Annotated in this window: 27 protein-coding genes and 1 pseudogene; 20 read left to right on the top strand and 8 right to left on the bottom strand. The window is 53.8% G+C overall.

Annotated features, from left to right (window positions below; genetic code table 11):
* The first annotated feature begins 191 nt into the window (after positions 1–191).
* Both DI44_RS04405 and ytvI read left to right on the top strand, forming a co-directional pair.
* Entirely contained in the window at positions 192–803 is a 612-nt protein-coding gene (locus tag DI44_RS04405) for a DedA family protein (protein ID WP_011232011.1), read from the top strand.
* An 80-nt stretch (positions 804–883) separates the two neighbouring features.
* Positions 884–1,909 (top strand): sporulation integral membrane protein YtvI, encoded by a 1,026-nt coding sequence (ytvI, locus tag DI44_RS04410; protein WP_011232010.1) that lies wholly within the window; start codon positions 884–886, stop codon positions 1,907–1,909.
* A 132-nt stretch (positions 1,910–2,041) separates the two neighbouring features.
* On the opposite strand, the gene motB is transcribed toward ytvI, so the two are convergent.
* The 3 genes from motB to pssA form a co-directional block, all read right to left on the bottom strand.
* Positions 2,042–2,821 carry a flagellar motor protein MotB gene (gene motB / locus DI44_RS04415; protein ID WP_013524187.1) on the bottom strand — a complete coding sequence of 260 codons (780 nt, stop codon included), beginning with the start codon at positions 2,819–2,821 and terminating at the stop codon, positions 2,042–2,044.
* Complete coding sequence (gene motA, locus DI44_RS04420) at positions 2,814–3,605, bottom strand: flagellar motor stator protein MotA (RefSeq protein WP_033025885.1); 792 nt, start codon at positions 3,603–3,605, stop codon at positions 2,814–2,816. Before motA ends, motB begins: the two co-directional genes overlap by 8 nt.
* A gap of 174 nt (positions 3,606–3,779) precedes the next feature.
* Positions 3,780–4,319, bottom strand: coding sequence for a CDP-diacylglycerol--serine O-phosphatidyltransferase (gene pssA / locus DI44_RS04425; RefSeq protein ID WP_014196390.1), 540 nt, complete (start codon positions 4,317–4,319; stop codon positions 3,780–3,782).
* Between the two features lie 123 nt (positions 4,320–4,442).
* Here pssA and DI44_RS04430 point away from each other — a divergent pair, with 123 nt between their 5' ends.
* A complete protein-coding gene (locus tag DI44_RS04430) occupies positions 4,443–5,237 on the top strand; it encodes a phosphatidylserine decarboxylase (protein WP_033025884.1) in 795 nt (264 codons plus the stop codon).
* A gap of 36 nt (positions 5,238–5,273) precedes the next feature.
* On the opposite strand, the gene DI44_RS04435 is transcribed toward DI44_RS04430, so the two are convergent.
* Positions 5,274–5,414, bottom strand: a complete 141-nt coding sequence (locus DI44_RS04435; protein WP_008879941.1) for a sporulation histidine kinase inhibitor Sda — start codon at positions 5,412–5,414, stop codon at positions 5,274–5,276.
* Positions 5,415–5,741: 327 nt separating this feature from the next.
* Between DI44_RS04435 and DI44_RS04440 the strand changes: the two genes are divergently transcribed.
* The 8 genes from DI44_RS04440 to DI44_RS04475 are packed head-to-tail and all read left to right on the top strand — an operon-like array spanning position 5,742 to position 10,789.
* Positions 5,742–6,257, top strand: a complete 516-nt coding sequence (locus DI44_RS04440) for a YqeG family HAD IIIA-type phosphatase (protein ID WP_011232005.1) — start codon at positions 5,742–5,744, stop codon at positions 6,255–6,257.
* Between the two features lie 2 nt (positions 6,258–6,259).
* Positions 6,260–7,369 (top strand): ribosome biogenesis GTPase YqeH, encoded by a 1,110-nt coding sequence (gene yqeH, locus DI44_RS04445; protein WP_033025887.1) that lies wholly within the window; start codon positions 6,260–6,262, stop codon positions 7,367–7,369.
* A gap of 22 nt (positions 7,370–7,391) precedes the next feature.
* Positions 7,392–8,222, top strand: coding sequence for a shikimate dehydrogenase (gene aroE, locus DI44_RS04450; RefSeq protein WP_033025883.1), 831 nt, complete (start codon positions 7,392–7,394; stop codon positions 8,220–8,222).
* A 3-nt stretch (positions 8,223–8,225) separates the two neighbouring features.
* The gene (gene yhbY / locus DI44_RS04455; RefSeq protein ID WP_033025881.1) at positions 8,226–8,519 is read left to right on the top strand and encodes a ribosome assembly RNA-binding protein YhbY; all 294 of its coding nucleotides are present in this window, start codon (positions 8,226–8,228) and stop codon (positions 8,517–8,519) included.
* A gap of 39 nt (positions 8,520–8,558) precedes the next feature.
* Positions 8,559–9,209 (top strand): nicotinate-nucleotide adenylyltransferase, encoded by a 651-nt coding sequence (locus DI44_RS04460; RefSeq protein ID WP_011232001.1) that lies wholly within the window; start codon positions 8,559–8,561, stop codon positions 9,207–9,209.
* Positions 9,118–9,696, top strand: coding sequence for a bis(5'-nucleosyl)-tetraphosphatase (symmetrical) YqeK (gene yqeK, locus DI44_RS04465; protein WP_011232000.1), 579 nt, complete (start codon positions 9,118–9,120; stop codon positions 9,694–9,696). Before DI44_RS04460 ends, yqeK begins: the two co-directional genes overlap by 92 nt.
* Entirely contained in the window at positions 9,693–10,049 is a 357-nt protein-coding gene (rsfS, locus tag DI44_RS04470; protein ID WP_011231999.1) for a ribosome silencing factor, read from the top strand. The genes yqeK and rsfS overlap by 4 nt, the downstream gene beginning before the upstream one ends.
* On the top strand, positions 10,046–10,789 hold the full coding sequence (locus tag DI44_RS04475) for a class I SAM-dependent methyltransferase (protein WP_033025880.1): 744 nt from the start codon (positions 10,046–10,048) through the stop codon (positions 10,787–10,789). The genes rsfS and DI44_RS04475 overlap by 4 nt, the downstream gene beginning before the upstream one ends.
* Positions 10,790–10,843: 54 nt before the next feature.
* On the opposite strand, the gene DI44_RS04480 is transcribed toward DI44_RS04475, so the two are convergent.
* Positions 10,844–11,164 carry a hypothetical protein gene (locus DI44_RS04480; RefSeq protein WP_021322005.1) on the bottom strand — a complete coding sequence of 107 codons (321 nt, stop codon included), beginning with the start codon at positions 11,162–11,164 and terminating at the stop codon, positions 10,844–10,846.
* On the bottom strand, positions 11,161–11,979 hold the full coding sequence (gene comER, locus DI44_RS04485) for a late competence protein ComER (RefSeq protein ID WP_033025878.1): 819 nt from the start codon (positions 11,977–11,979) through the stop codon (positions 11,161–11,163). Before comER ends, DI44_RS04480 begins: the two co-directional genes overlap by 4 nt.
* 102 nt (positions 11,980–12,081) lie before the next feature.
* Here comER and DI44_RS04490 point away from each other — a divergent pair, with 102 nt between their 5' ends.
* From DI44_RS04490 to DI44_RS04500, 3 genes are all read left to right on the top strand, one after another.
* Entirely contained in the window at positions 12,082–12,705 is a 624-nt protein-coding gene (locus DI44_RS04490; protein ID WP_033025876.1) for a helix-hairpin-helix domain-containing protein, read from the top strand.
* Positions 12,706–12,834: 129 nt separating this feature from the next.
* Positions 12,835–13,305 carry a ComE operon protein 2 gene (locus DI44_RS04495; protein WP_011231995.1) on the top strand — a complete coding sequence of 157 codons (471 nt, stop codon included), beginning with the start codon at positions 12,835–12,837 and terminating at the stop codon, positions 13,303–13,305.
* Complete coding sequence (locus tag DI44_RS04500; protein ID WP_033025874.1) at positions 13,302–15,551, top strand: DNA internalization-related competence protein ComEC/Rec2; 2,250 nt, start codon at positions 13,302–13,304, stop codon at positions 15,549–15,551. The genes DI44_RS04495 and DI44_RS04500 overlap by 4 nt, the downstream gene beginning before the upstream one ends.
* 71 nt (positions 15,552–15,622) lie before the next feature.
* Here DI44_RS04500 and DI44_RS18235 read toward each other — a convergent pair whose 3' ends face one another.
* Positions 15,623–15,757: a YqzM family protein gene (locus DI44_RS18235; RefSeq protein WP_011231993.1), complete on the bottom strand. Its 135-nt coding sequence runs from the start codon at positions 15,755–15,757 to the stop codon at positions 15,623–15,625.
* A 284-nt stretch (positions 15,758–16,041) separates the two neighbouring features.
* Here DI44_RS18235 and holA point away from each other — a divergent pair, with 284 nt between their 5' ends.
* Positions 16,042–17,088 (top strand): DNA polymerase III subunit delta, encoded by a 1,047-nt coding sequence (gene holA / locus DI44_RS04510; RefSeq protein ID WP_011231992.1) that lies wholly within the window; start codon positions 16,042–16,044, stop codon positions 17,086–17,088.
* Positions 17,089–17,160: 72 nt separating this feature from the next.
* On the opposite strand, the gene rpsT is transcribed toward holA, so the two are convergent.
* Positions 17,161–17,430 (bottom strand): 30S ribosomal protein S20, encoded by a 270-nt coding sequence (rpsT, locus tag DI44_RS04515; RefSeq protein ID WP_011231991.1) that lies wholly within the window; start codon positions 17,428–17,430, stop codon positions 17,161–17,163.
* Positions 17,431–17,613: 183 nt separating this feature from the next.
* Here rpsT and gpr point away from each other — a divergent pair, with 183 nt between their 5' ends.
* The 5 genes and pseudogenes from gpr (at position 17,614) to lepA (ending at position 24,227) form a co-directional block, all read left to right on the top strand.
* On the top strand, positions 17,614–18,732 hold the full coding sequence (gene gpr, locus DI44_RS04520; RefSeq protein ID WP_033025873.1) for a GPR endopeptidase: 1,119 nt from the start codon (positions 17,614–17,616) through the stop codon (positions 18,730–18,732).
* A 74-nt stretch (positions 18,733–18,806) separates the two neighbouring features.
* The gene (locus tag DI44_RS04525) at positions 18,807–20,006 is read left to right on the top strand and encodes a stage II sporulation protein P (RefSeq protein ID WP_033025871.1); all 1,200 of its coding nucleotides are present in this window, start codon (positions 18,807–18,809) and stop codon (positions 20,004–20,006) included.
* A 12-nt stretch (positions 20,007–20,018) separates the two neighbouring features.
* On the top strand, positions 20,019–20,357 hold the full coding sequence (locus DI44_RS04530) for a YqxA family protein (RefSeq protein WP_011231988.1): 339 nt from the start codon (positions 20,019–20,021) through the stop codon (positions 20,355–20,357).
* A gap of 370 nt (positions 20,358–20,727) precedes the next feature.
* A pseudogene (locus DI44_RS0117250) lies at positions 20,728–22,159 on the top strand (ISLre2 family transposase).
* 238 nt (positions 22,160–22,397) lie between these two features.
* A complete protein-coding gene (gene lepA, locus DI44_RS04535; RefSeq protein ID WP_011231987.1) occupies positions 22,398–24,227 on the top strand; it encodes a translation elongation factor 4 in 1,830 nt (609 codons plus the stop codon).
* Positions 24,228–24,305: the final 78 nt, after the last annotated feature.

Here is a 24,305-nt window from a genome sequence, read left to right as displayed (position 1 = left end):
GGCCTGAAGAGTCTTTATCAACGATATGAATCTCTGCGTCAGACTTAATGGAACCGCCGTATACCGAACGGTACGTACGGTGGTGTGAGAGGACGAGGGTTAGTCACCCTCTCCTACTCGATTTTGTTGGCAAGGAACGTATAGTATAATGAAAAAATGGACAAGGAAGCGAAAGACAAGGAGGAAAAACGGTGCACGAAGTCATTCAATCGATGTTTTCCTTTTTGACCAGTTTAGGCTATGTCGGCATCGCTCTCGCCTTGATGGTGGAAGTGATCCCCAGCGAGATCGTGTTGGCTTATGCCGGTTATTTGGTAGCGCGGGGGGATGTCTCATTTGCTGGGGCCGTGGCAGCTGGGACAATAGGCGGCACGGTGGCGCAGTTGTTTTTGTATTGGATGGGCTACTATGGCGGACGGCCGTTTCTAGATCAGTATGGGAAATATGTATTGATCCAGAAAAAACATTTGGATGTGGCGGAACGCTGGTTTGCGAAATTTGGCCCCGGCGTCATTTTCAGCGCCCGGTTTATCCCCGTTGTCCGCCATGCGATTTCGATCCCCGCCGGCATTGCGCGGATGAAGTGGTTGCCGTTTACGATTTACACGGTGTTGGCCATCATCCCATGGTCCATCTTGTTTATTTGGTTGGGAGAGCAGCTTGGCCAACGATGGCGGCAAATTGACGAGATGGCGGCGCCATACGTCCGACCGGCTATTGCAGCGGCGGTGGCGGTGGCGGCGATTTACATCGTTTGGCAACGACGACGCCGCGCTGCAGATGAAAACGAGCGCATGAAATAGTTGCCCGTCCGCATGCTGTCGGCTATATTTATACATGAACCATCTTTTGGCTAAATTTTTATGAAAAATGAGGGACGAACGTGAAACGTTGGATTATCATTGCGTTGCTATTCGCTGTGGGGCTATGGCTTGTGCCATACAGCGTGCCTCTTCTTTTCGCACTTGCGACCGCGCTTTTGCTCGAGCCGTCCATCCGCCGATTGCAAGAAAACTATAAGCTGAAGCGCGCGCACGCCGTCACGGTGATTTTTTCATTGTTCATCATCATTCTTGGGCTTTCCCTTTACTTTCTAGTCGTGATTTTTGTGCAACAAGTGATGGCGCTCTCGCAAAAACTGCCTTATGTGCTAAACGAAGCGACGAAAGTGCTCGACCGCCTCATTCAAACGTGGCAGTCGTATTCCAGCTCCATTCCGCAGGAAATCATCGATTCGCTTGAACGCGGCGTCAATACCGTCGAGCAAATGCTTTTGTCGTTTGCGACCAACTTGACGCAGTCGCTCGTCCATTATATTGCCGCCATTCCGGCGTTTTTGATTCATTTTTTAGTGTATTTGATCGCACTGTTTCTCATTTGCCTCGATTTGCCGCAGCTGAAGCAAGGCATGCGCCGCTATTTGTCCGAACGGACCGAACAGCGGCTTGGGATGGTCGTCGCCCAGCTGAGCAAAGCGGGGATCGGCTTTTTAAAAGCGCAGTTTTTGCTTAGTTTAATTACGTTTTTCCTCGCGCTGGCTGGCCTTTTCGTGTTGGGGGTCGACTATGCGGCGTTGATGGCGCTGGTCATCGTCGTCGTTGATATTTTGCCGATTTTAGGAACGGGTTCCGTGCTTGTTCCGTGGGGGCTCATCAGCATGGCGAACGGCAACAATACGCTTGGCATCGGGCTCATCGTGCTGTTTGTCGTCATCACCGTCGTGCGCCGGATCATTGAGCCGAAAGTGTTTTCCACCAATTTGGGCATTTCCCCGCTCGCCGCGCTCGTCAGCGTCTATCTGGGGTTTCAGCTGCTTGGCTTTATCGGGTTGTTCGTCGGGCCGGTCGTTGTCATTTTGGTTGAGGCGCTTGCCAAAGCCGGAGTCATTAAATGGACGATCAAGCTTTGATTTTTTCGAATAAAGGTCTTTGCGGACGAAGGAGGAAAAACCGGCGAACCGCCGGTTTTTCTGTCTGGACATGGAAAAGAGAGTTTTGGCAAAGCGACGGCTAAAGAAAACCGCCCGCTGAAGGCGCGGCGGTCACTGAGTGGATGTGGACGAATCATTGACGTCGGTGCGCGGCAAAATTAAAATTTCGACACGCCGGTTTTTCATCCGCCCGGCAGCGGTGGCGTTGGAGGCGATCGGCTTGTATTCGCCATACCCTTTGGCGCTGAAATAGCGCGGATCGAGTTGCTTGTTTTCAAGCAGCACTTTCATGAAATTGACGGCGCGCATGACGCTCAGCTCCCAGTTGGAAGCAAATTTCTCATTATGGATCGGCACGTTGTCCGTATGGCCGCTGATGATGATATTGCGCGGCGGGTTCATGACGAGCAAAGCGGAGATTTCCGCCGCAAGACGCCGGTCTTTCATGCGCACTTCGGCGCTGCCGGAGTCGAATAAAATATCATCCAAAATGGTAATCGCGAGCCCTTCGTCCGTCAAGGAAGTCTGCAGTTTTCCCGTCAGCTTGTTGTCGTGGATGTAGCTGTCGATTTTCGCTTTGATTTGCCCTAATTCTTCTTTTTCCTTTCCGTTTACGGCTGGGGAAGGCTGCTTTGCTTGATGCCGTCCTTCTTCGTCTTGGGCCGGTGGAGTGATCGGCTCGATCGGGCTTTGAAAGTCAAGAACACCCGTTCCGCCGGCAAAGGCGGTGCTAAAGGCGCGCGCAATTTCTTGAAACTTCTTTTGGTCGATTTGGCTGCTCGCAAACAAGACGATGAATAGGGCGAGCAATAGCGTCAATAAATCCGCGTACGGAATCAGCCATGCCTCGCTCATATGGTCGTCATGCTTGTTCTTTTTTTTCTTAGCCATTGGCCGTTTCCCCTTGCACCAGCGCTTGGCGCCGCTCGCTTTCCGGCAAGTATGAGGCGAGTTTTTGTTCGATCATGCGCGGGGCTTGTCCTTCCAAAATGGACAGCACCCCTTCAATCATGATGTAGCGCACGCGCGCCTCTTCCTTCGATTTCCGCCGCAGTTTGTTGGCAAACGGATGCCAAAGCACATAGCCGGTGAAAATGCCGAGCATCGTGGCGACAAAAGCGGCGCTGATCGCCTTGCCGAGCTCGGCGATGTTTTCCATATTGCCAAGGGCGGCAATCAGGCCGATGACGGCCCCAAGCACCCCGAGCGTCGGCGCGTACGTGCCTGCTTGGGAAAAAATCGCGGCATTCGCTTCGTGGCGCTCTTCCATGGCAACGATTTCCTCTGTCATGACATCGCGGATGAACTCTTGCGTTTGCCCATCGATTGCCATGCTGAGTCCGTTGCGCAAAAACGGGTCGTCAATGTCGTCCAATTTCGCCTCGAGCGCCAGCAGCCCTTCGCGGCGGGCGATATTCGCCCAATCGACGAACAGCGGAATCAGTTGTTCGACCGTCGGCGTCGTTGATTCCGTGAAAATGACTTTGAAAAGTTTTGGCACTTTTTTAATTTCGTGCGTCGGAAAGGCGATGACGACCGCTGCCGCCGTCCCGACGAGAATGATGAGGATGGCGGCCGGATTGATCAATACAGCAGGCGAAACGCCCTTAAAGTACATGCCCAGCCCGACGGCAATGACGCCAAGGATGATGCCGATGACCGATGTTTTGTCCAAATGAATCCCCCCGCTTTTTCCATACGAACGATCTACGCCATTGGGCGTTTTTATGAAGAAACCATATTTATCATATACTGAATATAGGAGGTTGAAAAGGGAAAAAGGTGTGACATGAGACGCAAAAAGCCGCCCGCTCCATTAGGCTGACGGAAAGGGCAGCTCCGGTGATCATCATATTTTTTTCAGTTTAAACGTGCCGACCATTAAAAACGATAAAATAAGCGCCAAAAACATAAACGATTGCGGCGGGAAGTACGGGATGGCTAAATAACCGAGCGTCATCAGCACCCCGGCGGCGGTGATCGGCAGCCCCGCGAAGTAGCCGTTGTTTTCTGTGATGTTGAAGCGAGCGAGGCGGAAGGCGCCGCAAGCGATGTACAAAACGGTGAATACCGCGCCGGGCGCGCCGAACTCATGGAACAAGCCTTGGTACATCAGCAAGGCGGGAGCGACGCCGAAGGAGACGATGTCGCTCATCGAATCGAGCTGCTTGCCAAGTTCGGATTCAATGTTCATCTTGCGCGCCACAGCGCCGTCAAAGCGATCGACAAACGCTGCTAAAAAAACGAGCAGCACGCTCATATGAAGCTGCCCTTTCAGCGTAGCCAGGACGGAAAAGCCGCCAAGCGACAGGTTTGTCATCGTCAAAATGTTTGCCACGTTTGCTTTCAGCTTTTTTAACGTATAATCTAAATAGTCCGATAAGAACAAGTTTCCCCACTCCTTTTCCAACAGAAAACGCCAAAAGAAAATTCTACTACCATTATACTCATTTTGGCGGTAATATGGAAGGTAGTAACGAATGGCGATGTTGCGCTACTGGAGGGAACGTGCTTGCGAAAATGGCTTTATCGTTTGTTCATCGAGCTGACCAATCACTCGCTTTCTTCAAAGCTGCTCGCTTCGTTTGCCAAATCGCGACTCAGCGGGCTATTGATATCATCGTATGCAAAAATTTATCATATTAACCAAGACGAAATGGAAAAAAGCTTAAAAAATTATAAGACGTTGCAGCAACTGTTCGTCCGCCGGCTGAAGGCTGGGGTGAGGCCGGTCGACGCTGATGAGCATACGGTCGTCAGCCCGGTCGACGCCGTCATTGAAGACATGGGCACGATTCGAGAAAACTGCGAAATGATCGTCAAGGGAAAGCCGTATTCCATTGCAGAAATGCTCGGCAGCGTTGAAGCGGCACAACCGTATGTGAACGGGTTCTTTTTTATTCTGTATTTAAGCCCGAGTCATTATCACCGCATCCACAGCCCAATATCTGGAGTGATCGAAAAGCAGTGGGCGCTCGGCCGCAAGTCGTATCCGGTCAACCGTCTTGGCTTAAAATATGGGCGTCGGCCGCTCGAGAAAAATTACCGCCTCATCACCGAGGTCACAGCCGGCGGCAAGCGCTTGGCGATTGTGAAAATCGGCGCCATGTTCGTCAACAGCATTGAATTGACCCATGAGGGTGAGCAGCTCATCAAAGGAGAGGAAATGGCGTATTTTTCGTTCGGTTCAACGGTCGTCTTGCTGTTTGAACGCGGAAGTTTCGCCCCTGACCCGCGCATTGTTGCGCCCATGCCGATCAAAGTCGGCGAGCGGCTCGGCTATTGGTGCGAGGCGCATGAGCGCTAAGGCTTTCCGAAACAAAAAAAGCCCGAAGGCCTTCGCTTATGAGGACAGCTTAATTTTGTGGGTCAATGAACGGCGCTGGATTTCTTTTTCAATCAACTCGATGAATTCCGGGCTGAGGTTGAGCTCTTTCGCCTTGAAGTACGACTCGATCAACAGCTCGTCGGACAAATGTTTCATCGGGGGCGTCCTCCTTTTTTGGATGGAATATGCCAAACATGTCATACATATAATGGTAGGTTACTTACAATGTACCATGACTTGTGAAAGAGAACAACCGTTCTGTTATCCACAGAAAGTGGTGGATAACATGTGGAAAACATGTTTATAAATCGTAGGAAATGTGATGTTTAGCTTGTGTATAATGTGGGCAACAGTTATCCACAAGATGGAGAGGCGCAAAATTTGTCGAAAATTTTTTCTGTTTATCATTGGCAAACTTTGTTTTGAAACAAACGATCAAATTCGCTATGATGGGAAAAGCAAATGGAAAGGCGGGTGTCCGGCATGCTTCACTACTTTTTGCCAAGCCAGTTTGCCAAGCGTGTGATCGACATTACTCCGGATGAGCTGAAACAAAAAGGGGTCAAAGGGATCATCACCGATCTGGACAATACGCTCGTTGAATGGGATCGGCCGAGCGCCACCCCGGAGCTGGCCGCATGGTTTGATGCGATGAAGCAGGCGGGCATTAAGGTCGTCATCGTATCGAATAATAATAAACAACGCGTGCAGTCGTTTGCTGAGCCGCTTGGCATCCCGTTCATCTTTGAAGCGCGCAAACCGCTGACACGCGCGTTTTTGCAGGCATTAAAGATGATGGAGCTTAAGAAAGAGGAAGTCGTCGTCATCGGCGATCAGTTGCTGACTGATGTACTTGGGGGCAACCGGCTCGGACTGAACACGATTTTAGTCGTCCCGGTCGCCCAGACGGACGGATTATGGACGCGTTTCAATCGAAAAATGGAGCGGAGAATTTTAAAGGTGATGCGCAAAAAAGGGATGATTTACTGGGAGGAATGATCGTGGAGCCACAACTGCGTTGCATCGGCTGCGGAGCGGCCATTCAGTTTGACGATCCGAAAAAGGCGGGCTATGCGCCGAAAAGCGTGTTCGAAAAAGACGAGGAAGAAATCATTTGCCAGCGCTGCTTCCGCTTGAAACATTACAACGAAGTGCAAGACGTGCCGCTTGATGACAGCGATTTTTTAAACATGCTGCACCGCATCGGGGAATCGAAGGCGCTTGTCGTCAACATCGTCGACATTTTCGATTTCAACGGCAGCTGGATTCCTGGCTTGCCGCGGTTTGCGGCCGAGAATCCGATTTTGCTTGTCGGCAACAAGGCGGATTTATTGCCGAGGTCGGTCAAATACCCGAAGCTGCTGCGCTGGATGCGCCGCATGGCTGAAGAGCTCGGGCTCTGTCCGGTTGACGTCTGCCTTGTCAGCGCAGCGAAAGGAATTGGCATGGCGAAGGTGATGGAAGCGATCAATCGCTACCGTGAGGGCGGCGATGTCTACGTCGTCGGCTGCACGAATGTCGGCAAGTCGACGTTCATCAATCGGATCATTGAAGAGGCGACCGGCAAAGGGAATGTGATTACCACGTCATATTTCCCGGGGACGACACTCGATATGATCGAAATTCCGCTTGAGGGTGGAGCGACGCTGTATGATACGCCGGGGATCATCAACCATCACCAAATGGCGCACTTTGTTGATGCGCGCGATTTGAAGATCATTACGCCGAAGCGGGAAATCCATCCGCGCGTTTATCAGCTCAACGAAGGGCAGACGCTCTTTTTCGGAGGCTTGGCCCGCCTCGATTACATCAAAGGCGGGCGCCGCTCGTTCGTCTGCTACATGGCCAATGAGTTGACGGTTCATCGGACGAAGTTGGAAAAAGCCGACTCCCTTTATGCCAATCAGCTTGGCGATTTGCTGTCGCCGCCAAACAAACGCTATGCCGCTGAATTTCCGCCGCTTGTGCCGCGCTCGCTGTCTGTCAAAGAGCGGAAGACGGACATCGTTTTTTCCGGACTCGGCTGGGTGACGTGCAACGACCCGGGTGCCCAGCTCGTCGTCCATGCTCCAAAAGGGGTCGACGTATTTATCCGTCAATCGTTGATTTAATGGAAAGCGGGAGGGGAGAAACGTGGAAAAGGTATACGGGTTGATTGGGTTTCCCGTCGAGCACTCGCTGTCGCCGCTCATGCATAATGATGCATTCGCCCGTTTGGGCATTCCGGCGCGCTATCATTTGTTTTCCGTCGAACCGGGGCAAGTCGGTGCGGCGATCGCTGGCGTGCGGGCGCTCGGCATCGCCGGGGTGAACGTGACGATTCCGCACAAACTGGCGGTCATTCCGTTTTTGGACGAAGTGGACGAACATGCGCGCCGCATCGGGGCGGTCAATACGATCATCAACAATGACGGCCGGCTCGTCGGCTATAATACAGACGGGCTCGGTTATGTCCAAGCGTTGGAAGAGGAAATGAACATCACCTTGGACGGCAAGCGGATTTTGGTGATCGGCGCTGGCGGCGGGGCGCGCGGCATTTACTTTTCGTTGCTGTCGACGGCAGCCGAGCGCATCGATATGGCCAACCGGACGGTGGAAAAAGCGGAGCGGCTCGTCCGCGAAGGGGGGGATGGCCGCTCGGCGTATTTTTCACTCGCCGAGGCCGAAACGCGGCTGGCCGAATACGATATTATCATCAATACCACTTCTGTCGGCATGCATCCGCGTGTCGAGGTGCAGCCGCTTTCTCTTGAACGGCTGCGCCCAGGGGTGATCGTTTCCGATATTATTTACAATCCACTGGAAACAAAATGGCTGAAAGAAGCGAAAGCCCGCGGCGCCCGTGTGCAAAACGGCGTCGGCATGCTCGTATACCAGGGAGCGCTGGCGTTCGAAAAGTGGACCGGCCAATGGCCGGATGTCAACCGGATGAAACAGCTTGTCATCGAAGCGTTAAGGAGGTAACATATGCTAACGGGAAAACAAAAACGGTTTTTGCGGGCGCAAGCCCATCATATCAAGCCGATTTTCCAAGTCGGCAAAGGCGGCGTCACCGAAGAGATGACGAAACAAATTGCCGCAGCGCTGGAGGCGCGCGAACTGTTGAAAGTGAGCGTGTTGCAAAACTGCGAAGAAGACCGCCATGCCGTCGCCGAGCAGCTCGCGGCTGGAACGGGGGCGGAAGTCGTGCAAGTGATCGGCAATACGATCGTCTTATACAAAGAATCGAAGGAGCATAAACAAATCGTTCTGCCTGATTGACAATGGGAGCAGCCACGGCAGGCGGCGGGAGGAAAGAAGATGGGAAAAATCGGGATTTTCGGCGGCACGTTTGATCCGCCTCATTACGGTCATTTGCTCATGGCGAATGAAGTGCTTGACGCCCTTCAGTTGTCAGAAATTTGGTTTCTGCCCAACCGCCTTCCTCCCCATAAGCAGCACGAACAAGTGACCAAAAGCGAAGACCGGCTGCGCATGCTCGAGTTGGCAGTGGCTGGCCATCCGCGCTTTCATATTGAGACGATCGAACTCGAGCGGGAAGGGCCTTCGTATACGTACGATACGATCCGGCAGCTTGTCGCGATGCATCCCAATGACGAGTTTTATTTCATCATCGGCGCCGATATGGTCGAATATTTGCCCCATTGGCACCGCATCGATGAGCTCATCGAGTTGGTGACGTTTGTTGGCGTCAAGCGGCCGGGGTTTTCCATGGAAACGCCGTATCCGGTCATCGAAGTTGAGGCGCCGCAGTTTGCCGTTTCTTCCTCGCTCATCCGCGAGCGGGTGCGGAACGGGCAGACGATTCGCTATCTTGTGCCGGAAGGCGTTAGACTTTATATTGAGGAGAAGGGGCTATATGGAGCGAGAACAGGCGTTACTGATCGTGAAACAACAGCTGACAGAGCAGCGCTACGAGCATACGCTTGGCGTTGTCGAGACCGCTGTTAAGCTCGCCAGGCAATACGGCGCCGACGCGAAAAAGGCGGAACTGGCGGCGATTTTCCACGACTATGCCAAATTCCGTCCGGTCGAGGAAATGAAACAAATCATTTTGGCGCAAAATATGCCCAACGATTTGCTTGCTTACAACAGTGAGCTATGGCATGCGCCCGTTGGCGCCTATTTGGTGCAGACAGAAGTCGGCATCGACGATCCGGAGGTGCTGGATGCCATTCGCTACCATACGTCCGGGAGGGCGGGAATGACGGTGCTTGAAAAAATTATTTATTTGGCCGACTATATTGAACCAGGGCGCCGCTTCCCCGGCGTCGACGACGTACGGCGCTTGGCGGAAGAAGACCTCAACCGGGCGCTTTTGCAGGCGGTGAAAAATACGATCGCGTTTTTGCTTGAGAAGCGCCAGCTCATTTATCCAGATACGATTCATGCGTACAATTCACTCATGCGTGAAGTGAAGGGGGAAGCAAAACGGTGACGGAACAAGAGGCGTTGCAGCTTGTCGTCCGCGCGGCGGATGATAAAAAGGCGGAACAAATTGTCGTCTTGAACATGAAAGGCATTTCGCTTGTCGCCGATTATTTTGTCATTTGCCATGGCAATTCGGACAAACAAGTGCAGGCCATCGCCCGCGAAATTCAAGACCAAGCGGAAGAACACGGCCTAGTGGTGAAGCGGGTTGAAGGATTCCATGAGGCGAAATGGGTGCTTGTCGACTTGGGCGACATCGTTGTGCATGTTTTTGCCAAAGAGGAGCGCGAGTATTACAACCTCGAACGGCTCTGGGGGGACGCCCCGACGGAAGACGTCGCGGCTGTGCTGCAGCCATGACCTATGCTCGTTTCGCCGATTGGTACGATGCGCTCATGGCCGAGGCGCCGTATGATGCATGGCAATCATTTGTCGAGCGGGTTTTCGCCCGATACGCCAAACGGCCGGGACGGCGGGTTGTCGACATCGGCTGCGGGACGGGAGAGCTTGCCATCCGCCTTGCCAAGGCCGGATGGCAAGTATCCGGCGTTGATCTCTCTGAACATATGCTCGCCGTCGCCCAGGCGAAAGCTGAAGCGGCGGGAGTGGAGGTGCCGTTTTTCGAGCAAAACATGGCGGAGCTCGACGGGTTTTCTGATCTGGATGGCGCCTTCCTGTTTTGCGATGCTCTCAACTATTTAACGGATGAAGAGGATGTGAAGCGGACGTTCGCCGCCGTCTCCCGCGCCCTTGGCGGCGGCGGGCTGCTTTTGTTTGATGTCCATTCGGTCTACAAAATGGACGTCCTGTTCCGCGACGCCGTGTTTGCGGACCAGGATGAAGACCTCAGCTACATATGGACATGCCATCCGCTTGATTGGCCGCACAGCGTCGGGCATGAATTAACCTTTTTCGTCCGCCGCGGCGATCTATACGAACGTTTCGACGAATGGCACGAACAGCGTACGTTCGAGCGCGCCGTCTATGAGCGATGGCTCGAATCCGCTGGCTTCGAGGTGCTTGAAGTGACCGCCGATTTCACCGATGCGCCCCCGACCGAGACGGCGGAGCGGTTGTTTTTCGTCGCGCGGAAGCGGTGAGGGGCGAAGAGCGAGAAATCATAAATCATAAAAAGAAACGTGGATGAGGAAGATTTAGGGAGATTTTGGTTGAAACATAAAATCATGCAGGGAAAATGCTCTATCGTTTTGCATCCGGCTTAATAGCTGGCTGAGGATTGAAACGAGTGTAATGTCAACCAAACGTAATTGGAAGAAATCTTGTGCCCGGCTCAATAGCCGAATGAGGATCGAAACAATATAGATAAAAACAAGCAACAGCTGAAAGGTTGAACGACGATGGAATCCAACGAAAAATCCGTAAATATGAAAACCCCAGCCGTACAAGCTGGGGTCCATTTTTTTGTCGAACGAAGCAGGATTTTCGCTGCTGCTTGTCAAATGAAAATCAATCAAGGAAACTGTTGCTTCACCTTCTCCACATCTTCTTTAAACTTCTCATGTGTTTTCGCCAGCACTTCTTCGAAGACGCCGTCGAGCCGCTGTTCGAGGACGGCGATTCCTTCCCCGGTGATTCCGCCTTTGACGCACACTTTTTCCTGCAGCGTCGGGAGCGTGTACAAGTTTTGCTTCAACAATTCCGCGAAGCCGATGATCATGTCGGTCGCCAGCATCGTCGCCTGTTCTTTCGTGATGGCGGTTTTGGCCGCTGCGGCGTCGATGAAGCGTTGCAGCAAATAGCTGAAAAACGCCGGACCGCAGCTGGAGATGTCGGAAGCGACGCGGGTGATGGCCTCATCGATATACACCGGCGAGGCGATGCGCCGGAGAAGATCATCGATCGTTTGCCGGCAGTCGGCCGAACAGCGTGATCCGATTGTGATGAGTATGCTGCCGGAGAGCGCGCGGTTTGTGATGCTCGGAATGGCGCGCACGACTTGGCAAGGGACGGCTGCTTCAAGCTGTTCGACGCTGATCGGGCTTGTGATCGACACAAGGCAATGCTCCCTTGTCCAGTGCGGGGCCAGCTGCTGCAACAATGGGTGGATGTCGAGCGGTTTGACGCATAAAAAAACGAGACTGGATTGTTTGACGACTTCAGCCGCATCGGCAACCACTGCCATGCCGGGATGCGCGCGTTGTATCGCGAACGCTTTCGCAAGCGTACGGTTCGTGATGACGAGCTGATCCGCTTTCACGGCGCCGGAGTCGAGGAACGCTTCGATTAAGATGGTGCCCATATTCCCCGTGCCGATGACGCCGATGTTCATGTGTTGTCCCCCCTCCCGGTTTTGGTTCACCGGAACTCTCTTTTTTGATATGTATGAGAAAAAGGCTCGGTTTATGACTTGAGATGGAAAGGATGGGATCGTATGTGGGAGCATGTGCAGGAGCTTGGCAAACGGTATGGAAAAGTAGGGATGTTCTTGTTGTTTGCCGCGGCGGCGGGGTTATGGGTGTTTCATCATCCGACGGATGAAAAGGGGCAAGTCGTTTTGCCGGCGGCGGCTGAAACGGATGCCGCCCGGACGGAAGAAAAAAAGAACGAGGCGTCAAAAAGCGCTGTGGTGGATGTGAAAGGGGCGGTCGCGAACCCCGGAGTGTATGAGGTGGCGGCGGACGCTCGCGTTCGCGATGTCATCGTCCTAGCCGGCGGATTAGCGGATGAGGCGGATGAAACGAAAGTCAATTTGGCAGCAAAAGTGCACGATGAAATGATGATTTACGTGCCGGCAAAAGACGAGGCCGCACCAGCGTCAGATGCCGTCGGCAAGTCTCCAAGCGATGGAGCTCGGGACGGGCCGCAAGTGGCGGTCAATACGGCGACGGAAGAGGAGTTGATGCAGCTTCCCGGCATCGGACCGGCGAAGGCAAAAGCGATCATCGCCTATCGTGAAGAACACGGGCCGTTTCGGCGGGTGGAGGATTTGTTGAATGTGACTGGAATTGGTGAAAAAACGCTGGAGAAATTGAAGCCGTATTTGCTTGTTCCGTAAGCGAGGCGGGGGAGGGCAATGCTTCTTAATTTATGGCGGATCAAGGCTGCTGTGGACGTTTTTCGGCGTTGACGGGGGCAAGAGGCAGTGGGTAGACTAAAAGCATGGACACGAGCGGAGGGATGGAAAATGGAACGCATCACATGGGATCAATACTTTATGGCGCAAAGCCATTTGCTTGCGCTGCGCAGCACGTGCACGAGGCTCGCCGTCGGAGCGACGATCGTGCGCGATAAGCGCATCATCGCCGGCGGGTACAACGGCTCGATCGCCGGGGGCGCCCATTGCACCGATGAAGGGTGCTACGTTATTGACGGCCATTGTGTACGGACGATCCATGCGGAAATGAATGCCATTTTGCAATGCGCCAAGTTCGGCGTCCCGACCGAGGGGGCCGAGATGTATGTCACCCATTTTCCGTGCTTGCATTGTTGCAAGGCGATCATTCAAAGCGGCATTCGCGCTGTCTATTACGCCCAAGACTACAAAAACCACCCGTACGCCTTGGAGCTGTTTGCTCAAGCTGGCGTCCGGCTTGTGCAAGTGCCGCTGAAAACGGATGTGTTCGCCTTGCTTTCCGGCGGCGGAGGGGGAGCATGAAAGGACAAGCCGTCTATCCCGCCGCGGCGGCGCTCTTTGCCGTGGCGGCGGCCTCGCCGTCCAAAACCACATGTCTTCTCCTTATCATTTATCTCCTTCTTCTTTTCATCCGCCGGCCGCACTGTTTCCTTCCTGCTCTCGTTGCAGCTCTCTTCTTTTTTGTCTATTTTCTCATCGTTGACCATCATAACAAAACTTCCCTTTCCGGCGGCCGTCATTCGCTTTCCGTTCGTTTTTCCGCCGCGCCGGCGATCGACGGCGATCGATTGCAGGCGGCGGTGCAAGCTGGCAAGGAGCGGGTGCAGCTTCGTTACATCATTCGGACGGCTGCGGAAAAAGAAGCGCTGCGTGCGCGTCTTATGCCCGGGGTCGTGTGCCGGCTGAGCGGAATGCTCGAGCGCCCTATGCCAGCCAGCAATCCGTATGCATTTGATTACCGCCGTTATTTGCGCCGCCATCGTATCCATTGGATCTTTCTCCCTGAGGCGATCGATCTCTCTGCTTGCATGCGCGTCCGTCCCACTATCATCGAACGGCTTGAGGCGATTCGTGAGGCTGGCGTCCGCCGCATTGAAGCCCAGTTTCCGCCGGAAGCGGCTGGCATCGCCGCTGCACTGATTTATGGGGAGCAGCGCACCCTTGATGAGTCGGTCCTTGAAGGGTATCAGCAGCTCGGTCTCATCCATCTGCTAGCCATTTCAGGAGGGCATGTCACGCTGCTGATTGGCGCTGGTTTTGCCGGTGCGATTCGCTTCGTGACGAGGGAAGCCGTGCTGGCAGGGCTGTTGGCGTTTTTGCCTGTGTACGCCGTTCTCGCTGGCGCTTCGCCGTCGGTGCTGCGCGCTTGTGCGACTGGGATGATGGTGTTGGCCGTTCAGTGGAAAAAAGGAAGGATCCATCCGCTGGATGCGTTGAGTTGGACAACGCTTGCCTTGCTCGTCTTTGATCCCTATATGGTTTGGGATGTCGGTTTTCAGCTGTCGTTTCTTGTCACGTTTGCTCTTCTTGCCCATGTGTCGGTGCTCGCCTCTGCTCGTTCGATGCTCCAAAACTTGCTTCAGACCGCGCTCGCCGCTCAGCTTGCCGCACTGCCGATTTTGCTTTACCATTTTTATGAAATTTCTGTTTGGAGCATAGGGCTGAATGTCTTCTTCGTCCCTTGGTATTCATTTGTCATTTTGCCCATTGCTTTTCTATCCGCAGTTTTTTCCTTTTCTCCGCTCATTTGGCTGTTTAGCCGCCTCATTGAGCTGACGGACGCGGTTGTCCGTTTTTTCTCGGTCGATTACTCGTTTATGCTTGTGCTCGGGCGTCCGGGGCCGTGGTGCTTAGCTGGCTATCTGACGGCCATCGCGGCGGCGTTTTTGGATTGGGAGCGCGGCCGCCTGATCCGCGGATTGACAGCGGTGGCGGCGGCGACGGCGCTTCAGCTGGCCGCCCCGTATGTGGATCCGAAAGGGGAAGTGACGGTATTGGATGTTGGGCAAGGGGACTGTATTTATATTGAGCTCCCTTATCGAAAAGCAGTCTATCTCATTGATACCAGCGGGACGCCGGAATGGGTGCGCGAACCGTGGCGCAAGCGGTCTCGGCCGTTTGCCGTCGGCCGCGACGTTGTCGTGCCGTTTTTAAAAGCCCAAGGGGTGAGGACGCTTGATCAACTGATTTTGACGCACGATGATGCCGACCATATCGGGGCTGCTCCCGAGGTGATGGGAGCCGTGCGCGTCAAGAAGATTGTCACAAGCCCAGGAGCGCTGCCGGCCGTCAAGGCGATGGCGCGCCCGTTTTCTGTGCCGGTGGCCGCCAGCGTGCGGGGGGATCGGTGGAAGGTGGGGGATGCCGCGTTTTCCGTATTGCACCCGGAGGCGGGAAACAATGAGGATAATAACGGCTCGCTTGTATTGCTCGCCCGCCTCGGCCGCTTGACATGGCTGTTTGCTGCGGATATCGAGGAAGAGGCGGAACAGGCGCTCATCCGCGCTTATCCAGAGCTGCGCGCCGATGTATTGAAAGTCGCCCACCACGGCAGCAAAACGTCGACAACAGAGCCGTTTTTGCGGACGATCAAGCCGCGAGCGGCCATCATTTCCGTCGGCCGCTACAATCGCTACGGGCATCCGTCCCCCGAGGTGCTTATGCGGCTTCGGCAACAACGGGCGATCATTTGGCGGACGGATGAAAACGGGGCCATTCGCTATGTGTATGACGAAAACGGTGGAACCTTTCAGGTGATGAAACCATAAGATGTAGTGCACAAAAAAGCGGAACGTTTCAGCAGAAACAAAAAAATAAGGATTGCTTATGTAAGCAATCCTTATCGACCGAAAAATTCGATCAACGTTGCGATGATGAACATGGTAGCGAAAAAGCCGAACGACACGATGAATCCGACGGCGGAATCGACGGCGTCATTTCGTTGGCTTTGCACTTCCTTTTCAAATACGTTCATCGTTTTCCCCCTCCTCGTTCAATCATTTTTAGTATAGACGAAAACGCGTGAAAAATCTACCGCCGCTCGCTTCTTTTCCTTCCTTGACAACAGTTGACACAAATACTTTCAAACAGCCGGGAAAACATAAAAATAATCCGCTGGCCAATAAGGTCCTAGGACTTATAGGCTGGCGTTTATATAAAGGGGAACCGGTTTTTTCGGCAGCCGGTTCCCTTGTAAAATGACGAAAAACGGTGTATCTTTTCTAGCAGAGACGTTTGCTAGGGAATGGAGACGGGAACATGCTGGAACGCGTATGGGGAAACATTGAAAAACGGCGTTTTTCTCTTCTTTATTTATTATACGGCAATGAGCCGTTTTTATTAACGGAAACGTATGAGCGATTGGTGAACGCAGCGCTTGGCCCCGAGGAGCGCGAGTGGAACTTGGCTGTGTACGACTGCGAGGAAACGCCGGTCGAGGCGGCGCTTGAGGAGGCCGAGACGGTGCCGTTTTTCGGCGAGCGGCGTGTCATCCTCATCAAGCATCCATATTTTTTTACGTCTGAAAAAGAGAAGGAGATCGAACATGATTTGGCGAAGCTGGAGGCGTACTTGAAGGCGCCGTCGCCGTTTTCGATCGTCGTCTTTTTCGCGCCGTACGAGAAGCTTGATGAGCGAAAAAAAATTACGAAGCTCGCCAAAGAGCAAAGCGAAGTCGTCATCGCCGCCCCGCTCGCCGAAGCGGAGCTGCGCGCCTGGGTGCGGCGCCGCATCGAGAGCCAAGGGGCACAAGCAAGCGACGAGGCGATTGATGTCCTGTTGCGGCGGGCCGGGACGCAGCTTTCCGCCTTGGCGAATGAAATCGATAAATTGGCCCTGTTTGCCGGATCGGGCGGAACCATCGAGGCGGCGGCGGTTGAACGGCTTGTCGCCCGCACGCCGGAAGAAAACGTATTTGTGCTTGTCGAGCAAGTGGCGAAGCGCGACATTCCAGCGGCGTTGCAGACGTTTTATGATCTGCTTGAAAACAATGAAGAGCCGATCAAAATTTTGGCGCTGCTCGCCGCCCATTTCCGCTTGCTTTCGCAAGTGAAATGGCTTGCCTCCTTAGGCTACGGGCAGGCGCAAATTGCTGCGGCGCTCAAGGTGCACCCGTTCCGCGTCAAGCTCGCTCTTGCTCAAGCGGCCCGCTTCGCTGACGGAGAGCTTGCTGAGGCGATCAACGAGCTCGCTGACGCCGATTACGAGGTGAAAAGCGGAGCGGTCGATCGCCGGTTGGCCGTTGAGCTGCTTCTGATGCGGTGGGGCACCCGCCCGGCGCAAGCGGGGCGTCACGGCCGGCGGTGAAGCGATCGCCCGGCCGTTTGCCGTGAACATAAAGAAAAACAAAAAAACGACCTGGCGCCAGGTCGTTTTTGATTAGGAAGCTTGGATGCTGTTCAATTTTTTCGCTAAGCGCGATTTTTGCCGGCTGGCGGCGTTTTTATGGATAAGGCCTTTGCTTGCAGCTTTGTCTAATTTTTTCGACGCAATAATGAATGCCTCGCGCGCTTTTTCCACGTCTTTCAATTCAACAAGCGCTTCAAATTTTTTGATCGCCGTACGCATGGCCGATTTCATCGAGGCGTTGTGAGCCCGGCGCTTTTCGCTCGTTTTCGCGCGTTTGATCGCTGATTTGATGTTAGCCACGTTCGTTCACCTCCGTTACCATTCCTACTTTCTGTTGTGAACAACAGGAAGAACAAGTGTTATTCTATCAAACGTGTTTGGATTATGCAAGAGTGTTCAAGCGAAAATCCTTTACGAAACATGAATGACCGGGCCTGATTGCGGCGACAATAAAAGAAAACGGCAGAAATGGGGAGGAACGACATGGAACAGCCGCTCGATTTACGCCAGTACTCGGTGCGCACGGATTTAGCGATCGAAGCGCATGAGATCGCACTCGAGGAGCGCTTGCAGCAAAAACAAGAAAGCGCCGCGCCGATTGAGGGGGTCATCATTCATGACGAGGAGATCAACGGTGTCAAGCTGTCGCATGTGCATGTCACGGAACAAGGAGCGGCCTCGATCGGCAAGAAGCCGGGCCACTACGTGACGATTGAAGCGCAAGGCATCCGCGAACAAAATACCGAGTTGCAGCAAAACGTGCAGCGCATCTTCTCCGACCAGCTCAGCGCCTTTTTCAAGCGGCTCCGCATCCCCGATCAAGCGAGCTGCTTGATTGTCGGGCTCGGCAACCAAAACGTCACTCCGGACGCGCTCGGGCCGCTGACGGTGGAAAACGTGCTTGTCACCCGTCATTTGTTCCAGCTGCAGCCGGAAAGCGTCGAGGAAGGCTTCCGGCCGGTGAGCGCTCTTGCTCCGGGGGTGATGGGGACGACCGGGATTGAAACGAGCGACATTATCGACGGCGTCGTCCGGAAAACAAATCCGGATTTTGTCATTGTGATTGACGCCTTGGCAGCTCGCTCGATCGAACGGGTCAACGCGACGATTCAAATTTCTGACACCGGCATCCATCCTGGCTCCGGGGTCGGCAACAAGCGGAAAGAGTTAAGCTATGAAACGCTTGGCATTCCGGTCATTTCGATCGGCGTTCCGACGGTTGTCGATGCGGTCTCCATCACGAGCGACACGATCGATTTCATTTTGAAGCATTTCGGCCGCGAAATGCGCGAAGGGAAACGGCCGTCAAGCGCGCTCGCTCCGGCGGGCTGGACGTTTGGGCGCAAACGAAAATTGACGGAACAAGACATGCCGTCGCCGCAAGAACGGTCGACGTTTCTTGGCATGGTCGGCACGCTTGGCGATGAAGAAAAGCGGCGCCTCATCTATGAAGTGCTCGCGCCGCTTGGGCATAATTTGATGGTGACCCCAAAAGAGATCGATTCGTTTATCGGCGATATGGCCAACTTATTAGCCAGCGGCTTGAATGCGGCACTGCATCGGCAAGTCGACCAAGGCAATGTCGGCTCCTACACTCATTAGACAAAAAACAGTTCTATCTTTTCCCGCTTGGCCATACGTTAAACTAAGGAGACAAGCCGGGAAAGGGTGGGAATATGAAACGATGGCGCTCCTCAAACGTCATGATCGCGATTCCAGGAGCCAGCATAAAGAAACTGTTGATGCTCATCATCCTTGGCTGCATGATGATGTTTATGCTTGTCGGAGCGCTCACATCGCTGCGGCCGGAATACCGTCCGTCGTCATCATCGCTGAACGATATGGCGGCCCATTTTCCGGAAGAGACGTTCATTCGTCTGTTCGCCTTGGAAAATCGATATTTTGCGCAGCTGCTGCCGAAAGATCGGCGGCAGACGAATTACTCATCGCTATTGTTCCGCCTGGCGACGAGCATCAATCCCGATGACCCGCGCAGCCTGCTTGGCAGCGAGCTGCCGGGCTTTGCCCTTTATGACAGCAAAATTCTCATCGCTGGTGAAGGAACGGATTATACGAACATGCCATACGAATCAGCGCCGCCGCTTGAGGCGATGCTTGCGGAACGGCAAGCCTCGGTCGATGAACTCGAACAAGCAAACAAGAACGAAGATGAAAAACCGGTTCCCCCGCCATCGCAGACGACCGGAGGGAAAAAAGTGGTCTACATTTACAATACCCATACGCATGAGTCGTTTTTGCCGGCGCTCAAAGGGGTCACTGACCCGGATTTGGCGTTTCACCCGACGGTCAACATCACAAAAGTGGGGGAAAAGTTAGCGGAAGAACTGGAAAAGCGCGGCATCGGGGCTGAAGTGAGCAAAATCGACATTGTCAGCGAATTGTTAAAGAAAGGGATGAAATACTCCCAATCGTATGATATGTCCCGCCAAACAGTGGTCGCAGCAATGAAGCAAAATCGTGACTTGCACTACTTCATCGATATCCATCGCGATTCGCGGCGGCGGAAATATACGACGGCTACGATCAACGGCGTTGATTATGCGCGTGTCGCATTCATTATTGGCGGAGAAAACGCGACATACGAGAAAAACTTGCAGCTGGCTACCGCGTTGCATCAGTTGCTGCAAAAGAAATATCCAGGGTTGAGCCGCGGGGTGATCGAGAAAAAAGGAGCCGGGACGAACGGCAAGTTTAATCAAGATTTATCGGAAAACGCGATTTTAATTGAAGTCGGCGGTGTTGACAATACGTTTACTGAGTTGTTTCGTTCCGTGTCGGCGTTGGCCGATGTGTTCAGCGACTATTATTGGCAGGCGGAAAAAGTCGAAGCGCCGGCTCCGGCGGAGAAAAAGTAAAGGAGCGTCACTATGGCACGATGGTTCATCCGCTTTACTCTAGCGATCTTTCTTCTTTTTTTCGGCGTGTTGTTTGGCATGCAAGAGGCGCATCGCGGCATGGAACGGATGCGCGGTTATGCCGATCCGTCGTTTCCATCCGTCATCGATATGAAAAAAAGGGAAAATGGTGAGGTGGAAGCGGCGGTGTTTGGCCGGCCGGTCGTTGCTGGAGATTTAGGAGAAAAGCAAGAAACGATTCGCGAGCTGAAAACGTTCAACTTGTTCTCTAGGCTCGGCCAACTTTTTGCCGATGCCGTCACCGCGCTCATGGAAATGCTGTTTTCGCTCGTCGGCCGGGTGTTGGACTAGCCCGTTCATGTGCGGACGAAACAGGAACGTGCCGTCACAATGGCGGCTTTTTCTTTTGGACGCCGTCCGCCGGCTGGAGCACAAAGTGCTGCGCTTTCCATATTGTCGATTGTTTTCTTGGCGCGGCTCTGGCCGTTTCGCGTCTTTCCGGAAAGCCCGAACGGCGGCTTGGCTTTTCGGTGTGAGTAAAATATTTGTGGGTGACATTCCGAAATGATCCCCGACGAGGGTTGCGAACTTTTGTTCGCGACGCTCGTCGGGGCCACCAAGCGAAGCGCGGTAGAAAAAAGCAAATGTCATGCAAAAAGGACTCTCTCCCTGCTATGATGGTGATTGTCAACATCAACCGAAAACAGGAGGGAGAGAGTCCATGAAACATCTTACCACAGAATGGCCTTTATTAAAAGAGCTGGAGGAACAATTAGTCAGAACTCTTCAAAAGGTGTTCGCTGTCTTGTTGGCGGCCCTTTTGGAGGAGATTGATCAACAACTGGCGGAAGCGCGGGACAAGCGCCGGTATCAGCTGAAAGACAAACGGCCGACTACGATCCAAACGCTGTTTGGAGAAGTGACGTTTCGACGGAACTACTACTATGACCGGCAAACGGGGAAGTATACCTTCTTGCTGGATGCCGAATTAGGCTTTGATGGAGCGCAGTCGATCAGCCCTTGCCTCGAGGAAACGGCGGTCGAGTTGGCCGTAGAGTGCTCTTCCTACCGCAAAGCGGCTCGCACACTCGAGTCGATCGTGGGGTATGCGGTCATGAGCCACGAGGCGATTCGCCAACTGGTGCTGGAGGCCTCTGTCTCGCTGCACCACCCTGTTTCCAAACGGCACGGCCGAGTGCTGTTTGTGGAGGCGGATGGGCTGTTCATTTCCCGCCAGGGGAAAGGGAAACGGGCGAAAGAAGAGAAAATCCTGGCGATTCACGAGGGATGGAAACGAAACGGTTCGCAGCTCGAGCTCGTGAACCGGCGCCACTACCTCCATGAAGGGGAGGGAGACGTGTGGGAACGGTTCGAAGAGTGGCTGATGAACGAATATGCCTATGATCCGTGCCGGGACCTGTTGATCATCAACGGCGACGCGGCGTCGTGGATCACGGCCTGCCGGGAGTATTTTGGGAAGCGGGCGTGCTTTCAGCTGGATCGATTTCATGTGGCGCGGGAGCTGCGTCAGTGTCTGTCCGGCCATCCGCGTTGGCGGGAGGTGCGGAAGAAGCTGGCGAAACAAGACGAAGAGGGGCTTCTCGTGGAGCTGAACAGCGCGGTCGGCACGTTGGAGGACGCTGGCGAAACAAGACGAAGAGGGGCTTCTCGTGGAGCTGAACAGCGCGGTCGGCACGTTGGAGGACGAAGCGAAAGAGAAGCAGATGGCTGCCATGATCCGCCGGATCGAGTCGATGCCGGGATGCATCCGGGACTATCGGGAGTGGCTGTCGGAGCAAGGGGTGGAGACGACCGGCATGCGTCCGAGGGGCCACGCCGAGAGCGTGATGAGCCGGTTTGCGCATCGGGTGAAATCCCGCCGCAGCTGGAAAGACCAAGGGCTTCGGGCGTTTCTGAGGGCGATGGCGGCCCGAATCGACGGGATCGGGTGGAGAAAGGGACGGTGGGAGGAGCAAGATCCCCAGTCGGCCGTCTCGGCCTCAACAAAGTCCAAGCGGATCGAACAGGCCAAACGGAAGGCAGGACGGTTGTGGGCGGATGTGATGCGACAAAACATCCCGTATCTTCAGCAGTCATCCGGGACGCCGATCCATCAAGCGTTGTCGGCGCTCCGGGATGGTGGTTGGGTGTAAAAAAATGGAATATCGTATCATCGCCTCAAGATGAGGGATGAGAGTCCGAAAGCGCTTACGATATTAATTCCTGAAAATGGTTCGCTAACTAGTGATTGACAACGCCCGTAGTGAACCGAAAAAATGTTCTCCACAAAGTCTTGACTGACTCGGCTTTTCGTTCATCATTGAATCTTCTTCGCGCTGTTGCTATAATCAAAGCTAGTGTAGTTTTGCGAAGAAGCAGGAGTGAGAGACGATGAACCGGGAAGAACGGTTGAAACGGCAGGAACGGATCCGCAATTTTTCGATTATTGCTCACATTGACCACGGAAAATCGACGCTGGCGGACCGCATTTTGGAAAAGACGGGGGCGCTGTCGGAGCGTGAATTGCGCGAGCAGACGCTCGATACGATGGAGCTTGAGCGCGAGCGCGGCATCACGATTAAATTGAATGCGGTTCAGTTGACATATAAAGCGAAAAATGGCGAAGAGTATATTTTCCATTTGATCGACACGCCGGGCCACGTCGACTTTACGTACGAAGTGTCGCGCAGCTTGGCCGCTTGCGAAGGGGCGATTTTGGTCGTCGATGCGGCGCAAGGCATTGAAGCGCAGACGCTCGCCAACGTGTATTTGGCGATCGACAACAATTTAGAAATTTTGCCGGTCATTAACAAAATCGATTTGCCAAGCGCTGAACCGGAGCGGGTGCGTCAAGAAATTGAGGATGTCATCGGTTTGGACGCCTCTGACGCGGTGCTTGCTTCGGCCAAAGTCGGCATCGGCATCGAAGAAATTTTGGAAAAAATCGTCGAAAAAATTCCGGCTCCCTCGGGTGATCCGGATGCGCCGCTGAAGGCGCTCATTTTTGATTCCCTTTATGACCCGTACCGCGGCGTCGTCGCCTATGTCCGCGTCGTCGACGGAACGGTGAAGCCAGGGCAGCGCATTAAAATGATGTCGACCGGCAAGGAGTTTGAAGTGACGGAAGTCGGCGTGTTCACGCCGAAGCAAAAAGTCGTCGACGAATTGACGGTCGGTGATGTCGGCTATTTGACCGCCTCGATTAAAAACGTGAAAGATACGCGCGTCGGCGATACGATCACCGATGCCGAACGGCCGGCAGCTGAACCGCTCCCGGGCTATCGGAAGCTCAATCCGATGGTGTTTTGCGGGATGTATCCGATCGATACGGCGCGCTACAACGATTTGCGCGAGGCGCTCGAGAAGCTGCAATTGAACGATGCGGCGCTCCACTTTGAGCCGGAAACGTCGCAGGCGCTTGGGTTCGGCTTCCGCTGTGGATTTCTCGGCTTGCTTCATATGGAAATCATCCAAGAGCGGCTCGAGCGCGAATTTCATATCGATTTGATCACGACCGCGCCGAGCGTCGTTTACAAGGTGCATTTGACCGACGGAACGGAAGTTGACGTCGACAACCCGACGAACATGCCCGACCCGCAAAAAATCGACCGCATTGAAGAACCGTATGTGAAAGCGACGATCATGGTGCCAAACGACTATGTCGGTCCGGTGATGGAGCTGTGTCAAGGAAAGCGCGGCACGTTTGTCGATATGCAATATTTGGATGAAAAGCGCGTCATGCTCATTTACGATATTCCGCTCTCCGAGATCGTCTACGACTTTTTCGACGCTTTAAAGTCGAACACAAAAGGGTACGCGTCATTCGACTACGAATTGATCGGCTACCGGCCGTCCAATCTCGTCAAGATGGATATTTTGCTAAACGGCGAAAAAATCGATGCCTTATCGTTTATCGTTCACCGCGACTCTGCGTACGAGCGCGGCAAAGCGATCGTTGAAAAGCTGAAAGATTTGATTCCACGCCAGCAATTTGAAGTGCCGGTGCAGGCGGCGATCGGCAACAAGGTCATCGCCCGTTCGACAATCAAAGCGTTGCGCAAAAACGTGCTCGCAAAATGTTACGGCGGCGACGTGTCGCGGAAGCGGAAGCTGCTTGAGAAGCAAAAAGAAGGAAAGAAGCGGATGAAACAAATCGGGTCGGTCGAAGTGCCGCAAGAAGCGTTTATGGCCGTCTTGAAAATCGACGACCAGAAAAAATAACGAGCAAGGCTGTCTCCGTTGGGGATAGCCTTGTTTGTTTCCTGCGGCGCCGCCGGCTGAAAGGAGCATTCCCGTTAG

Origin of the sequence: Geobacillus sp. CAMR5420 (genome assembly GCF_000691465.1) — a bacterium.
Lineage (GTDB): Bacteria > Bacillota > Bacilli > Bacillales > Anoxybacillaceae > Geobacillus > Geobacillus thermoleovorans.
This window is presented reverse-complemented; position numbering and strand designations above follow the sequence as displayed.